Here is a 14167-nt window from a genome sequence, read left to right as displayed (position 1 = left end):
AGGGCAACGCCTTTGGTGAAATACCGGTTCCCCGCGGCGAATGTGCGTTCGTTGCGCCCCCCAGCGATTCGCTGTGGTTGCGGGGAGCGGCGGATCCCTGGCTCGGGTGCGCGCCGCCATCGGGGCAGCCCTCTACGGCCTGGCCACCAGGGCCGCGAGACGCCTGCCCCGGGACATGAGCCTGACGTCCGCCGCCACCCTGGCCACCCTGGACCGGACCGGCCCGCGGCGCATCACCGATCTGGCCGCGGTCGAGGGCGTCACCCAGCCCGCGATGACCGTCCTGGTCCGGGTGATGGAGGAGTCCGGCCTGGTCGAGCGGCGGGGCGACGCGTCCGACAAGCGGGTCACGCTGGTGTGCCTGACCGAGGCCGGCGCCTCCTATGTCCGGACGCGGCGCCAGGCGGGCGTCCACGCGTTCGAGCGGTTGATCGGCGAGCTCACCGCCGACGAGGTCGAGGCGCTGATGGCGGCCCTTCCGGCGCTGAAGCATCTGGCAGAGCTCGAAAGCCAGGACCGCGAAGGGCCGAAGCAGTGACCGGGCAGCCGGTCGGCGGGGTCGCGGTGAAGGCGTTCCCGGTGGCGCGTTCCGAGGCGCGGCTGCTGGTCCCCGCCCTGATGTTCATCGCTCTGGTCGTGGCGGCGGTCGCCAGCCTCGGGACGCCGCTCATCACCAGCGTGGCGACCTCGTTCCACGTCTCGCTCGGCAGCGCGCAGTGGACGCTGACCGTCGCGCTGCTCAGCGGCGCCGTCGCCACGCCGGTCCTGGGCCGGCTCGGAGCCGGCCCGCACCGGCGGGCCACGATCCTCGCCACGCTGGCGGTCGTCGTCGCCGGCAGCGCGCTCACCGTGCTGCCGCTGCCGTTCGCGTGGCTGCTGGCCGGCAGGGCGGCCCAGGGCGTCGGGCTCGGGCTGACGGCGCTGATGATGGGCGTGGCCCGGGACCACCTCCCCGAGGAGCGCAGCGCGGCCGTGATCGCCCTGATCTCGGTGGTCTCGATCATCGGGGCCGGCGTCGGCTACCCGCTGGCCGCACTGCTCGCCGAGCTCGGCGGGGTACGGGCCGCCTACGGCCTCGGCCTGGTCGTCACCGCCGCCGCCCTCCTGACCGCGTGGCGCTCCATGCCCGAAGCCCCCGAAGGCCGCTCCGCCCACGTGGACGTGGCAGGCGCGGTCGTCCTGGCCGCTGCGCTGCTCCTGGTGCTGTTCCTCGCCGGCGAACGGAATCTGTGGAGCCAGCACCTCGCCGTGGCGGCGGGCCTCGCCGTCGTCGCGGTGGTGCTGCTCTGCGTCTGGGCCGTCATCGAGCTGCGCAGCACGACGCCCCTGGTCGATGTGCGGGCGGTGCGGCACCCGGCGGTCGCCGGGGCGAACCTCGCCATGTTCGTCGGCGGGATCGGCATGTACCTCCTGCTCACGCTCATCACCCGGTACGCGCAGACGCCGCACGGCGCCGGCTACGGCTTCGGGCTGACGACCTTCATCGCCGGGCTGGTCCTCATCCCGTTCTCGGCGCTGGGGTTCGTCGCCGGCAAGCTCACGCCGCGGGTCCGGACGCGGATCGCCGACCCCCTGCTCCTGGCCGGCAGCGCCGTCGTGATCGGCGGCGGGTTCGCCCTGTTCGCGGCGGCCCGGTCGGACCTGGCCGAACTGTTCGCCGCGATGGGCGTGCTCGGCTTCGGCGTCGGCGGCTTCTCGGCCGCGATGCCCGGCGTCATCCTGGCCGTCACCCCCAAGAGCGAGACGTCGAGCGCCATGAGCTTCAACTACGTCGTCCGCAGCGTCGGGTACTCCCTGGGCAGCGCCATCGGCGGCCTGATCCTCGCCGCGGGCACCGGCCCCGGCCACCTCTTCCCCGACGACAGCGCCTACACCACCGCGGCGCTGGTCGGTATCGGCGCCATGGCGATCACGACGCTGACAAGCCTCGCTCTCGTCCGCCGCCGCTCGCCCGAGACCAACCCGTAAGTCAGATGCACTCATCCCAACACTGGAGGTTCCATGCCTAAGGGCTACTGGGTCAGCGCCTACCGCACCATTTCAGACCCTGAGAAGCTGGCTGCTTACAACAAGCTGGCCGGTCCGGCCGTCGAGGCCGGGGGCGGTCGGATCCTCGCCCGTGGCAGTCGGGTCGTGGCGCATGACGCCGGAATCGCCGAGCGCACCGTCCTGATCGAGTTCGACAGCTTCGAGCAGGCCGTCGCGGCGCACGAGAGTGCGGCCTACCAGGAGGCGCTGGTCGCCCTCTCCGACGGCGTCGAGCGCGACTTCCGCATCGTCGAAGGCATCGACTGACCGAGGTCCAGTCGGACCTTCACTGAAGATCCACCATCGAGTACGTGCACTGGGCCCGGGTGCTGGTCATATCCGGCCGGGTGTGGTCCGGTCTCTGTTCTCGGAAGCGCTGAGCTGGCCGTACGTCGCTCTCTGGACCGTGTTCTCGGAAGTGTCCGTCCCGAGAGCTTCCGGGAACACGTTCTTCTCGGAAGCTGCTGGCCTGTGGAGACAACCGGTAGCGGGAATTTCCGGTCGGATATGACCAGGACTCCAGTCCAGCGGGAGCCCCAGGCGGTCTGTGGGTTCCCGTCCGGCCCGCGCCGGGTTGTGTACACAATGCGGATCATGAAGAAGATCGGGATCCGGGACGCCCGCGCCCGCCTGGCCGAACTCATCGAAGCGGCCGGCGGCGGCGACCCGGTCGTGCTGACCCGGCGCGGCCCGGGCCGCAACGAGGCCGCGCTGCTGCCGGTCGAGGCCGCCGAGGTGTGGCAGCGCCACCTCGCCGAGCAGGAAGCCGAGCGTGAGCGGCGCGCGCAGGCGAAGGCCTTGGGCGAGCGACTGCCGGCGACCAAGCGGGTGCCTCCGAGCCTGTGATCAGCAGGGCGAAGACGAAGATGGACGGCATTTACGGGCGTTGAGGACATGGCCGCGGCGGAACGAAGCAAGGGACAGGACATGGTCTACCGGACACGACGGCGAGTACTGCGGCACTCCCCGATGGCCGACGAAATCAATGAGTTGGCTCAGTCGTACGGCTGGCCGGTCGTGTACGAAGCCGACCGGAACTTCGACCGAGGCAAGGGACGCGAGGTGAATTGGGGGGTGACGCGGGAAGCGGTGCTCGGCTACCTGGAAAGTCACATCTCCAACGACTGCTGCATCGTCGCCGTCGGCAAGGATTCCGAGCTCGCCGAGCGGGTCATTCGGCAAATGGATGACGACCTGGGGGACGAAATCGAGAGCTTCGCCGAGCTGCTGGCAGCGATTCAGGACGACGAGGATCCGCGCCACCTCGCCCAGTCCCTGGTACGGGCCGGGTTCGGTGCGCCGCGCGAGTTCGACCAGGAATTCTTCGCTACCTTCGCCAAGGCTGCCCGTGAACACGACGAATACCGAGTTCGGGACATCGCCATCTCGTCCATCGTCTACATCGAATGGCCGGAGTTCAGGCTGTTGCTCGAAGAGATCCAGGCGCACGACTCCGAGGAGCGGGTGAGAGCCAGGGCCGCCATCGTCCTTCACGCATATAAGGCGGTCGGCATGTAGCCGCCTGGACGTAGGGCCAGTGCGGCAGCGAACGAAGACGTCCGGAACACCTCCACCGGTTCCCCTGGGTATAGTCCGGCCGGGCCGCCACTCCGAAATCCGCCACTTCCGCTGGGAAGGAAAGCCTAGGCACTGTCCCGGACACAACTGGCGAGGCGCAGGTCAGCGACGACAGGTCTCGACAGATCAATTGAGAAACCACACACGGCTACCGTCACGGGCGTGACACGCCAGAACGCGGCAACCGACCCGCCCCGCGACGACGACGTCGACCCGGTGACCGCGCTGCTCAGCGCCTGCCACCGCTTCGCCACCCACGTCGACCTGCTGGCCGACCAGCTCGGCGCGGTCGACCTGGGCGCCGACGACGCCGAGCTCGTCAACGACGCGATCATGCGCGCCTTCACCGCGAGCGCGCTGGCCCGCGCACTGACCATCGGCCTGCAACGCGAGGCCGGCCACGAGGAGTGCCCGCACTACAACGTGCTCGCCGACACCGAGTGGGCCCGCTTGACGGCTGACAAGGCCGCGGCACACGGCCGCAGCGCCACCTATGCGTGCGAGCTGGCGCCCGGCCACCCGGGTCCGCACATGGCGCTGGCTCAGTCGTACGGCAAACGCGACACGTGGATCCGCTGGGCCGAGGGCGTGCGGGAGCTGGTCGACCTCGCGCCCTGCCGGTCCGTCGGCGTTCTCGCCGACGACCTTGCCGACGATCCCGAGCCGTGTCAGTTGTTCGACGGGCATCCCGGCAGCCACTCCTTCGACCTGGGCGTCGCCCCCGTCTACGGCCGGAGGCCCTCACCGGAAATGCAGCGCAGGATGGACGACCTACTCGGCGACCAAGGCCGGCCGCCGCGGTGGTCGGCGCGGTGGTCGGCGCGGTGGTCGGCGCGGTCACCTGTCCGGTCTGTAAGGTCCGCCCCTCCCGCGGCGCGTGTCAGACGCTGGCTGGCGTGGCGGGCGGGTGCTTCAGTTCTTCCAGCGCGATTCCCACTTCCCGTACGGCGTTGCTGAAGCGTTCGTGCAGCCGGCGAACGGTCGGGTCCTCGGGAAGCCGCTGAAGGTGCGGGTCCACGCTGCTTTTGGCCTGTCAGTAGTAGCGGTACGGCGAACCGGGGTTACTGCCACATCTGCTGACGGTGGGTCTTGAGCAGGCGATTCTCGCCCGGTGACGGAATCAGGGGATGCGGCGTTCATCCGGGCCAAGTTGAGCGGGTCCTGCGTCAGCGGGCGGCGGCGCGGAGGAACGCCTCGGCGAAGGTCCGTGAGACCTCCTCCACCGGCGGCAGCACGTCGTCGCCCAGCGCCTCCCGCAGCGCGGGGCGGAGCAGCATGTGCCCGGCCAGCGGGCCGACCATGAGCTGAATGAGCAGCGGCAGCGGTATCGGCCGCAGCCGGCCGGCCTGGATCTGTGAGGTCAGCAGGGTGCCGAGGCTGGCGAACATCCTCGGCAGGTTGGCCTTCAGCATCCGGGCCGCCGTGCCGTCGGGGCGGCTGAACAGGTCGCCGAAGATGGCCGGCAGCACTCGCGGCTCCCGTGAGAACGCCTCGACCAGCGCGCCGTAGACGGCGTGGACGGTCTCCTCGATCGAGTGCGGAGAGCCGGCGGCCAGCATCTCCAGGCTGGGCACCGGCACGTAGCGGTCGAACATGGCGGCCAGCAGGCCGTCGCGGCCGCCGAAGATGGCATGCAGGCTGGTCGGCGAGCACTGCGCGGCCGCCGCGACGGCGTCCATCGTGACCGCGCCGAGCCCGTCGCGCGTGATCAGCACGGCCGCCGCCTCGATCGCCCGCTCGCGGACCGGCGGCCGTCCGCCGGGATCGACGCCGGTCTGCCGGACCGCCTCGTCCAGCAGCGTCCGGGAGCCGCCTAGCCTCCTCAGCAGGGTGCTGCGGGAGATGCCCGCCGCTGCGGCGATCGCACTCAGCGGCACTTCGGCCACGTCCTTGCCGAGCTGCGCGGCGGCCGCCAGCGCGGCATCCACCAGAGCTTTGTCCACGGCGTCCAATGGTACTGCTTCCCATTTGAACCTCACCTGTGTATCGTCTCCAATCGAGTTTCATCGAATGGTGAATTTCCAAGGAGCAACCATGATCGATGTGATCGGCGCGGGCCTGCCCCGTACCGGCACCACGTCCTTGAAGGCGGCGCTGGAGCGGCTCGGCTTCGCTCCCTGCCACCACATGCAGGACATCGCCGCCCATCCCGAGCAGGCGCAGCAGTGGAGCCAGACCCTGAACGGGCCCGTCGACTGGACCGGCGTGCTGCGGGGCTACCGGGCCGCGGTGGACTGGCCGAGCGCCCACTTCTGGCGCCCGCTCGCGCAGGCCTACCCCGACGCCAAGGTCATCCTCACCGTGCGCGACCCTCACGCCTGGTACGCCAGCCTCCGCGACACCGTCTTCGCGCTGCTGCACGACCCCGGCACGGCGCCTGCCGAATTCCAGCCCGTGGTCACCGGGATGCGACCGCTGCTGGACCACATCTGGCGCGACACCTTCGGCACGACGCCGGCCGACCCGATGCCTGAGGAGAGTCACGCCGTGGAGATGTTCCGGCGGCATACCGCCGACGTCACCGGGGCGCTCCCCGCAGACCGCGTCCTGATCTACGAGGCCGGTCAGGGCTGGGGGGCGTTGTGCGACTTCCTCGGCGTGCCCGTACCGGACGAGCCCTACCCGCGCCTCAACGACCGGCAAGCCGCCCTCACCCGCCTGCGGGAACCGAGGTGAACCTCCGCGTCCTGCTCACCCTCCACGCCGTGGTCACTTTCGCGGCGGGTGTGGTGCTCATCGCCGCGCCCGGCCTGATCCCCGGCGCGGTCGGCGTGCGCGTCACGCCGGATGCCTACCTCGTGTGCTACCTCCTGGGGGCCGCCGAACTGGCCGTGGCGTTCCTGTCGTTAGCCGGCAGAAGCCTGCGGGACCCCGAGGCGGCACGTCTCCTCACGTGGACCATGATCGTGTTCCACGCCTGCACCGCCGCGGTCGAGGCGTACGCGTTCGCCCGCGCCGCGGCCGACCCCGCGATCTGGGCCAACGTGGCCCTGCGCCTGGTGGTCATCGCCCTGTTCAGCCAGTACGGACTTCTCCGGAAGGAACGGTCATGACAGTCAATGAGAGCACCGGCGTCTTGGTGTGCGGCGGCGGCCCGGCCGGCATGATGCTGGGCCTGATCCTGGCCCGCGCCGGCATCGAGGTCACCGTCCTGGAGAAACACGGCGACTTCCTGCGCGACTTCCGCGGCGACACCGTGCACCCCGCCACCGTCCGGCTCATGGACGAGCTCGGCCTCGGCGACGGCTTTCGCGCCCTGCCGCAGAGCCGCCTGGGCAACCTGTCACTCCCCTCGCCCGACGGGAGCATGGTGACCTTGGGCGACTTCGAGGCGCTGCCGGAGCCGTACAACTACATCGCGATGGTGCCGCAGTGGGACCTGCTGTCCTTCCTCGCCAAGGCGGCCGGCGAGGAGCCCGGCTTCACCCTGCGCATGAACACCGAGGCGACCGCACTGCTGCGCGACGGCGAGAAGATCACCGGGGTCCGGTACCGCACGGCGGACGGCCGCGACGGGCGCATCCGCGCCGAGCTGACCATCGCCTGCGACGGCAGGCACTCCACGCTGCGCCGCGATGCGGGCCTGGTGCCCAAGGAGTTCCGCGTGCCGTTCGACGTCTGGTGGTTCCGCCTGCCCAGGCCGGCCGGCGAGCGAGAGGCGCCCGCCGCCGTGACACCGGTCGCGCGGGGCCCCGAGGCGCTGATCTCGCTGGCCCGCGACGACTACTACCAGGTGGCGTACTTCACCGCCAAGGGCTCCGACGCGCGGCTGCGGGCCGAGGGGATCAAGCGCTTCCGCGAGCGCATCGCCCACCTGCGCCCGGACTTCGCCGACCGGGTGAGCGGGCTGGCGAGCATGGACGACGTGCACGTGCTCGACGTCCGGCTGAACAGGCTCGACCGCTGGTACCTCGACGGGCTGCTGCTCATCGGCGACGCCGCGCACGCCATGTCCCCGGCCGGCGGGGTGGGCATCAACCTGGCCATCCAGGACGCGGTCGCCGCCGGCACCATCCTGGCCGGGCCGTTACGCCGGCACGCCGTCACCCTCGCGGATCTCGCGGCCGTGCAACGGCGCAGGTACCGGCCCACCGTGATCGTGCAGAACGGTCAGCGGCTGTTGCAGCGGGTCATGTTCGAGAAGCAGTTCGCGGGCAAACGCTCCGGGCCGCCGAAGTCCATGCTCTTCCTCAGCCGCGTGATTCCCGGGTTCCGCAAGATCCCCGCCCGCTTCGTCGGCTTCGGGCCCCGCCCTGAGCACGCTCCCGCGTTCGCCCGCCCGGAACGGAAAAGCCCATGATCGAACGAAAGGAGTTCACCATGACGACGGATGTGGTCGTGGCCGGCGGCGGGCCCGCGGGCATGATGCTGAGCCTGATCCTGGCCCGCGCCGGCATCTCCGTCACCGTCCTGGAGAAACACGGCGACTTCCTGCGCGACTTCCGCGGGGACACCGTGCACGCCTCGACCGTCCGGCTGATGGACGAGCTCGGCCTGGGCAAAGAGTTCCGCCGACTGCCGCAGAGCCGGTTGGGCGATCTGCAGGCGCCGCTCCCGGACGGCAGCCGGATCACACTCAGCGACTTCGCCGGTCTGCCCGCGCCGTACAGCTACATCGCGATGATCCCGCGGTGGGACCTGCTCAACTTCCTGGCCGCCGCGGCGGCCGGCGAGCCGACCTTCACCTTGCGGATGAACACCGCCGTCACCGGCCTGATACGGCCCGGAACTCCCACACCTTTGGCGAGCCGCCACTCAACCTCTGGTCCCCTGCGTCCTTGTCGGAGCGCCGCTCTACTGATCGGGAGCCAGCGAGAACATCCCATTCCCGCAAGCGGCCCGGAGCCCCAGATTTCAGGGGGTCAGACGAGGCTCAGGGCGCTGCCCGAGGCGCCCCCCGCGCGGACCGCAGCCGCCCGTCCGGCAACAGTTCGGAGGCCGTTGGCATACGTTCCTCCCACGCGGCCGTGGGCCACCGGGTCCGCTCACTCCAGACCACACCGGCCAGGTGTGCGCCGCCCAGATTCGCGCGGGTCAGGTCCGCGCCCGTCAAATCCGCGCGAACCAGGCGCACGCCGGGCAGGTTCGCGCCGGTCAGATCTGAAATGCCCCACGGGGAGCTGCGGAGGGAGCGCGCGAAGGCCCGAGCCAGGCGCATCCAAGCCTGCCGGAACCCCCGTCCAGCCCGGTTGTCCCCGGACGGGCGGAAGGCGGGTGACGTCCGGGCGAAGGCGCTGACGATCCGGCCCGTCAGAGAACCAGCGCGTACCATCACGCCCCTCCTCCAGGGCCGGTGACCTCGGTTTGCCCCGAAAGACGTTCTGAGCGTGAGGGCGGGTCTTGAAGGAGCGCCGGAGCTCCGGCAGCGACGGGCGGGGACGCGGCCGCAGGGGCGGCCATGGGCAGGTCCGCGTGCACGGGGATCTGCTGGCTGAGCTTTTCCAGGATGAGCGGCGCGACCGCCCCCAGCGCCAGGGCGATACGGGGCGTCATCCCATTGACCGACGCGCTGGCGGCCCCGGCCATCACCGCGCTGGCCGCCACGCGGCCCAGCACCGAGACCAGATATGGGCCGCCGCCCAGCCCCCACAGCGCAAACACCCAGCCGTCCATACACCGACCGTAGTCTTACGACTCCAGGCTGCCTATCTAGTCGAGACACTTGGCGTTACCTGGGCGGTTGATTCTCGCAAGCGTGAACAAGCGTGGCGGCCCGCCGTAGCCGTGGGAGTCCCAGGCCTTGCAGGCCTGCCGGTAAGAATCGCGCCGCACGACCCAAACGAGCGGCGTCGCCGCAGGTCACGGTGAGCGACGGTGCCACTCGCTGGGACGAAGCCCCCATAGACGCGCCGCCCGCTCTCGAGACGGCCGCCACGCCGGAAGGAGGGCAGGCGACGGTGGTGCACGCGGCGACCGACGAGCAGTTGGCGATGCACCGCTGATGCCGTAGGTGCATGGCCCGCACTCCTGACGGCTTCCTAACCTCTCTTCCATGAGATCGGTACGGCTGCGGGGCCTCTGAAGTTGGGAAGGTGCTCTTGCATGTTGATGGCGTGCCTGGGGACGGCCAGGGACAGGTCGGGCAGGTTCTCCAGCAGGGTAGTGAGGGCGATTTGTCCTTGGAGGTGGGCCAGGGCCGCTCCGGGGCAGTGATGGATGCCCTTGCCGAAGGCCAGATGCGGGCCTTGGTCACGGCGCAGGTCGAGCTGGTGCGGGTCGGTGAATCGCAGTGGGTCGCGGTTGGCCTCGTACAGCACGACGCAGACTTCGTCGTGGGCGGCAAGGGCTGTGCCGCACAGGTTGGTGGGGCCGGCGACGAAGCGGGGTGCGGCCAGCCCGTTGGGGGATATGAAGCGCAGCAGTTCGTCAGTCGCGGTGGGCACCAGCGCGGGGTGGTCGCGCAGGTCGGCGAGTTGGTCGGGGTGATCGAGCAATACGACAGCGGCGTGGGCGATGAAGCGAGCGACGGGTTCCACTCCGGCGATCACCAGCTGGGCGAGCATGGAGGTGAGCTCGTCGTGACTCAAGCCGCCGTCCTGGTCTTCGGACTCGATCAGCCGGGTGAGCAGGTCGTCTTGAGGTTGCCGGCGTTTGCTCTGGATGACCTGCTCGAATAGGGCCAGCATCGCTCGGTGGTTGGCGGCGTTGAGGGCGCGGCTCGCCGCGCCTTCGGGCACGGCGAGGATCCCTGCGGTGAACAGGCGTCGGTGCTGGTAGCTTCGCCGGAAGCTGTCGGGGAAGCCGGCCGTCTGGCACAGCGTGGTGATCGCCAGGGGGTAGGCGAAGTCTTCCAGCAGTTCCGCGGTGCCGCTGGCGCCGGCTCCTATGGCGTGCAGGAGCCGATCGGCGGTCTGCCGGATGCTGGGCCGCAGAGTACGAGTGCGCCGGACGGTCAGGTGGGGTGCGACGAGCCGCCGTTGCCGGGTGTGACAGGGAGGGTCGAGGAAGAGCATCTGCCGGCTCAGCTTGGGGCGCAGGTCTTCCTCGATCCAGGACCTGCTCAGCCGTCCGGGCGGTGCCCACGCGTCCATGTCGGAGCTGAGGTGGGGGCTGCTGAGGAGCGCCTCGCTGCACGCGTATCCGGTCACGTCCCATCGTGTCGATCCGCGGCTGCGGTTTCGGGAAATCTTATGGTGCGGGTGCGTCATCACATGCCTGCGCTGTCGACACGTAGCCGGGGCGGCCGCCCCGTGCGGGCGGGCGGGGTGTCGTCCGGTCCGCTCGTTTTTGCGATCTTGATGTGGACGCGGAGCAGGTGCCGGTCGGTGCCGGGCGGGTAGGGCTCGCGCGTGTGCAGGAGGGCCCGGTTGTCGGCCAGGATGATGTCGCCGACTTGCCAGCGGTGGGCGTACATGTGCCGGGGATCGTAGAGGGCGTCGCGCAGTTGGCGCATGATGGCGGCGGGGTCGCATCCTTCCGGGGCCGTTTCCAGGGTGATGTGCGGCGGATTGAGGATGCTGGTGCCCTCGGGCACGGGTTCGGTGAAGCGCAGGGTGAGCTGGCCGGTGTGCGGATGGTCGACGACCAGCGGGCACGTCCGGCTGATCATGTCCTCGGCCAGGGGGCGCTGGTACCGGAAGGTGAGCGTCTTCCACCGGGCCAGGGTGTCGGGGGCGGTATCGGCGATGACCTCGGTGGTGTCGCTGAACAGGGTCGCGCCGCCGGACTGGGCGGTGTCGACGGCCCGCAGGCATTGGAACACCTGGATGTCGGGGGTGTCGGGCTTGTACATGCCGTCCCAGTGGATGGGCATGAAGCCGGTGTCGTTGACGTGATCGTCCGGCTCTGTCTTGGCCACGACCGACATGGCCGGCCGGTCTGCCCAGATCACGGGCTCTCCCAGGGCGCAGGCGAAGTCCTCGAACTGGTCGCAGGTTTCCGCTCCGGTGAATCCGCGGAGCAGGATCAGGTGTTCGGCGAGCAGCAGGTGCTTCAGCCATTGGGGAGGCAGCTCGGCCAGATCGGCCGTGCCGTCGGCCGACAGTGTCACGCCGAAGGGGGTGTTTCGGTGGCGCTGCCAGCGGGGGCGGGCGGCGGCGGGTACGGTTTCCGTTCGCGCAGCGGGCACGAGTGCGTCCTCCTTTGTTGATACCGACGGGGGTGCAGGCGTTGTGGCCGGTCCCGCCGGGGGTATGTCGCGGACGGCGCGTAGCAGGACCGGCAATGCTTCGATGACGGGTGCCTGATTCCACAACCGGTGCAGCGACCGCCATCGTGGGTCATCGGGAGATCCGATGAGGTGACGCGCGGCCACGTCCAGCAGCGCCTGCAGGTCCTGATGCCAGGGCGCGGTGACCCCCTCGGCCGGCAGCAGCACGTCGATAAGCGTCGGCAACCGGTCGTGCAGCGCCTCTTGCAGTGAGGGCGCGGCGATCGTCCGGGTCGGACGCCAGGGATGCCCGTCCAGCGGGTGTTCGCCGCTGAGGTGACCGGCAATCAGCTCGGCGATGTACGGGGCCAGCAGCACCCCATTGCGGTAGGCGGCGGTGGCCGCCAGCACGCGCGGATCACCGGTGGGTCCCACCAGCGGCAGATGGTCCACGGTGTAGGGGCGGTGCCCGACGCTGACGCCGGTCAGCTCGCGGTGGTAGACGCCTGTGTTGAGTTCGTCCCCGACGCTCTGGACCACGGTGATGATCTCTTCGAGCGCCGGGTCGATCGACGTCTCGCCCGGCGGTGTGAGCCGATTGGTGGCGCCCAGGTAGGCGGCGCCGCCCGCGCGCGGTACGAGATGGGCGCCGCAGGCGAAGCGGCGCACTGGCGTGCGCACTGTGGTGGGCAGCGCGAAGCCGGTGTCACGCACAACCAGGCTGACGCCCTTGCCCGCCAGAATCGGCGGCAGACGCAGATCAAGATCGGGCAAGGCGTCGGCCAGTGCGCCGGTGGCGCTGCCGGCGGCCAGGACGATCCGCTCGGCCTGGTACCGCTCATTATCGGCGCACCGGATCACCACCGGACCGTCGCCGCCCGTACTGCCTTCCGCCAACGCCACCGTGGTGGTGTCGGCCCACCACACCAGCTCGTGCGACAGGAGTAGGCAGGTCAGGGCGCCCATCAGCTCACCGCTGTCGATCGATGCCTCGCCCGCGAGCCACAGTGCCGCGTGCGCCGGGCACGTGCGTGCGGGAGCCAGCCCGGGGACCTGTGACGGCGGATGTGGCTCCGCGCAACCGCCGTGGTCGCGCGCTGCCCTCGCGGCCACCTCCAGCGCTTCCAGGTCCCCGGCTCCGTGCGCGGTGGCCACCAGCCACAGCCCGTCGACCAATGTGACGCTGTGGCCACTCGCCGCCCGCAGCCGCGGTAGCCAGTCGTCGTAGCGGGCCCGTGCGGCCGCCCGGTGAGCGACCTCGGCAGGCGCCGACGCGGGATGGTCCCCGGCGGGTGTCTCGCTGAACGGCGCCAGCATCGCACCGGCCGCGACAGAAGCCTTACCCGCGTGGGAATGCGGGCCTACCAGCAAAACCCGCATGCCCAGCCGGGCTACCGCCCACGCGATGGACAACCCGGTGATCCCTGTCCCGATCACGGCAACGTCGGCGGTGGCATTCCTCGGCCCCATGGCGAGCCCCTCCCTTTGCCTGCTCACTGCCACTAACAGGTGCTTGCGCGACTTCCACAGAAACATCACCTTATGTATTCGGTCAATTACTTACAGTGACAGTTTCGTTCTCGGCAACGCACGCGCCGCCTTCTGAGTCATGACCGTGATCGAAACGGAACGGCTCGCCATCCGGCCGGTGATCGTCTGGTCGCGCGCTCGGCACGGATTGAGCGGGCGAGGTTGTCGCGGGAGTTCAGGGTGTCGGGGTGGTCGCCGTCCAGCACCCGCTCCCGATCGGCGAGGGTGGCCTTGTACAAGGGGATGGCCCGCCTCAGGTCTCCCACCGACTCGTAGGCGTCGGCGAGGTTGTGGCGGGAGCCCAGGGTGTGGGGGTGGTTGGTGCCCAGGACCCGCTCGAAGTCGGCCAGTGTGACCTCCAATAGTGGGACAGCCCGGCTGAGATCGGCCAGATCTATCAGGTATTGGCCGCACCAGGCGCGCAGTGTCAGCAGGTCGGCCGGGAGGTCATCATCGCTGGAGAGGTGCCGGTAGAGGGTGTCGGTCTGGTCGATGAGCGTCTCGACCGCGGCGCGTGCGGCCCAGGTTTGGGCACCGTCGGGCAGGGTGGCGTTGAAGGCGCTGAGCAGGTCGATGGCCTGGTCGATGGCGGCGTCGAGGTCGCCTTGGCGGGCGGCGCGTTCGCGCAGCACGCGCTGCACCAGGCGGTGCATCACGATCGTGCTGCCGTCTTCGGTGAAGGTGATCAGGCTGGTGTCGGCCAGGTCGGCGAGCATCTTCCGGAGGCGTACCGGGTCGCCGTCAGTGTCGCCGAAGACCGCCAGCGGGATGCCGGCCGGGGACAGCACCGCAAGGACCGGCAGTAGTTGCCCGGCGAAGGGCAGGGCGGCCTCGGCCTGGGTGACCGACAGCAAGATCGCCTCTGCCGTACCGACCGGATAGGCGTCGCCATCGTGGGCGGGCAGGTAGTCACCGGCCGGGAGCCCACGCAATAGGCGCAGG

15 protein-coding genes and 1 pseudogene are annotated in these 14167 nt (G+C 70.1%); 10 read left to right on the top strand and 6 right to left on the bottom strand.

The window, feature by feature from the left end; genetic code table 11:
- Positions 1-106 precede the first annotated feature (106 nt).
- The 6 genes from ACIBQ1_RS51395 to ACIBQ1_RS51370 all read left to right on the top strand — a co-directional run bounded on the left by ACIBQ1_RS51395 (position 107) and on the right by ACIBQ1_RS51370 (position 4563).
- Positions 107-538: a MarR family winged helix-turn-helix transcriptional regulator gene (locus ACIBQ1_RS51395; protein WP_397289497.1), complete on the top strand. Its 432-nt coding sequence runs from the start codon at positions 107-109 to the stop codon at positions 536-538.
- Entirely contained in the window at positions 535-1968 is a 1434-nt protein-coding gene (locus tag ACIBQ1_RS51390) for an MFS transporter (RefSeq protein WP_397289495.1), read from the top strand. The genes ACIBQ1_RS51395 and ACIBQ1_RS51390 overlap by 4 nt, the downstream gene beginning before the upstream one ends.
- A 33-nt stretch (positions 1969-2001) precedes the next feature.
- Entirely contained in the window at positions 2002-2295 is a 294-nt protein-coding gene (locus ACIBQ1_RS51385; RefSeq protein ID WP_059130497.1) for a DUF1330 domain-containing protein, read from the top strand.
- Positions 2296-2622: 327 nt separating this feature from the next.
- Complete coding sequence (locus ACIBQ1_RS51380) at positions 2623-2874, top strand: type II toxin-antitoxin system Phd/YefM family antitoxin (RefSeq protein ID WP_397289493.1); 252 nt, start codon at positions 2623-2625, stop codon at positions 2872-2874.
- A gap of 123 nt (positions 2875-2997) precedes the next feature.
- Positions 2998-3546, top strand: coding sequence for a hypothetical protein (locus tag ACIBQ1_RS51375; protein ID WP_397289491.1), 549 nt, complete (start codon positions 2998-3000; stop codon positions 3544-3546).
- 222 nt (positions 3547-3768) lie between these two features.
- Complete coding sequence (locus ACIBQ1_RS51370) at positions 3769-4563, top strand: hypothetical protein (protein WP_397289490.1); 795 nt, start codon at positions 3769-3771, stop codon at positions 4561-4563.
- A gap of 209 nt (positions 4564-4772) precedes the next feature.
- Here ACIBQ1_RS51370 and ACIBQ1_RS51365 read toward each other — a convergent pair whose 3' ends face one another.
- Positions 4773-5549: a TetR/AcrR family transcriptional regulator gene (locus tag ACIBQ1_RS51365; RefSeq protein ID WP_379573343.1), complete on the bottom strand. Its 777-nt coding sequence runs from the start codon at positions 5547-5549 to the stop codon at positions 4773-4775.
- A gap of 91 nt (positions 5550-5640) precedes the next feature.
- Between ACIBQ1_RS51365 and ACIBQ1_RS51360 the strand changes: the two genes are divergently transcribed.
- From ACIBQ1_RS51360 to ACIBQ1_RS51345, 4 genes and pseudogenes are all read left to right on the top strand, one after another.
- Positions 5641-6282 carry a sulfotransferase family protein gene (locus ACIBQ1_RS51360; RefSeq protein ID WP_397289488.1) on the top strand — a complete coding sequence of 214 codons (642 nt, stop codon included), beginning with the start codon at positions 5641-5643 and terminating at the stop codon, positions 6280-6282.
- A complete protein-coding gene (locus ACIBQ1_RS51355; protein ID WP_397289486.1) occupies positions 6279-6659 on the top strand; it encodes a hypothetical protein in 381 nt (126 codons plus the stop codon). Before ACIBQ1_RS51360 ends, ACIBQ1_RS51355 begins: the two co-directional genes overlap by 4 nt.
- Positions 6656-7906, top strand: coding sequence for an FAD-dependent oxidoreductase (locus ACIBQ1_RS51350; RefSeq protein WP_397289484.1), 1251 nt, complete (start codon positions 6656-6658; stop codon positions 7904-7906). Before ACIBQ1_RS51355 ends, ACIBQ1_RS51350 begins: the two co-directional genes overlap by 4 nt.
- Positions 7903-8268, top strand: a pseudogene (locus tag ACIBQ1_RS51345) (FAD-dependent monooxygenase); the annotation flags it as partial. The gene ACIBQ1_RS51350 and the pseudogene ACIBQ1_RS51345, both read left to right, overlap by 4 nt.
- Before the next feature lie 211 nt (positions 8269-8479).
- On the opposite strand, the gene ACIBQ1_RS51340 reads toward ACIBQ1_RS51345, so the two are convergent.
- The 5 genes from ACIBQ1_RS51340 to ACIBQ1_RS51320 form a co-directional block, all read right to left on the bottom strand.
- Entirely contained in the window at positions 8480-8764 is a 285-nt protein-coding gene (locus ACIBQ1_RS51340) for a pentapeptide repeat-containing protein (RefSeq protein ID WP_397289482.1), read from the bottom strand.
- 113 nt (positions 8765-8877) lie between these two features.
- Positions 8878-9219: a hypothetical protein gene (locus tag ACIBQ1_RS51335; RefSeq protein ID WP_397289480.1), complete on the bottom strand. Its 342-nt coding sequence runs from the start codon at positions 9217-9219 to the stop codon at positions 8878-8880.
- Between the two features lie 365 nt (positions 9220-9584).
- On the bottom strand, positions 9585-10694 hold the full coding sequence (locus ACIBQ1_RS51330; RefSeq protein ID WP_397289478.1) for a cytochrome P450: 1110 nt from the start codon (positions 10692-10694) through the stop codon (positions 9585-9587).
- 59 nt (positions 10695-10753) lie between these two features.
- Positions 10754-13165, bottom strand: coding sequence for an FAD-dependent oxidoreductase (locus ACIBQ1_RS51325; RefSeq protein WP_397289476.1), 2412 nt, complete (start codon positions 13163-13165; stop codon positions 10754-10756).
- Between the two features lie 137 nt (positions 13166-13302).
- Positions 13303-14157 (bottom strand): tetratricopeptide repeat protein, encoded by an 855-nt coding sequence (locus tag ACIBQ1_RS51320; protein WP_397289474.1) that lies wholly within the window; start codon positions 14155-14157, stop codon positions 13303-13305.
- Positions 14158-14167 lie beyond the last annotated feature (10 nt).

Origin of the sequence: Nonomuraea sp. NPDC050153 (assembly GCF_044460125.1) — a bacterium.
Classification (GTDB): Bacteria; Actinomycetota; Actinomycetes; order Streptosporangiales; family Streptosporangiaceae; genus Nonomuraea.
This window is presented reverse-complemented; position numbering and strand designations above follow the sequence as displayed.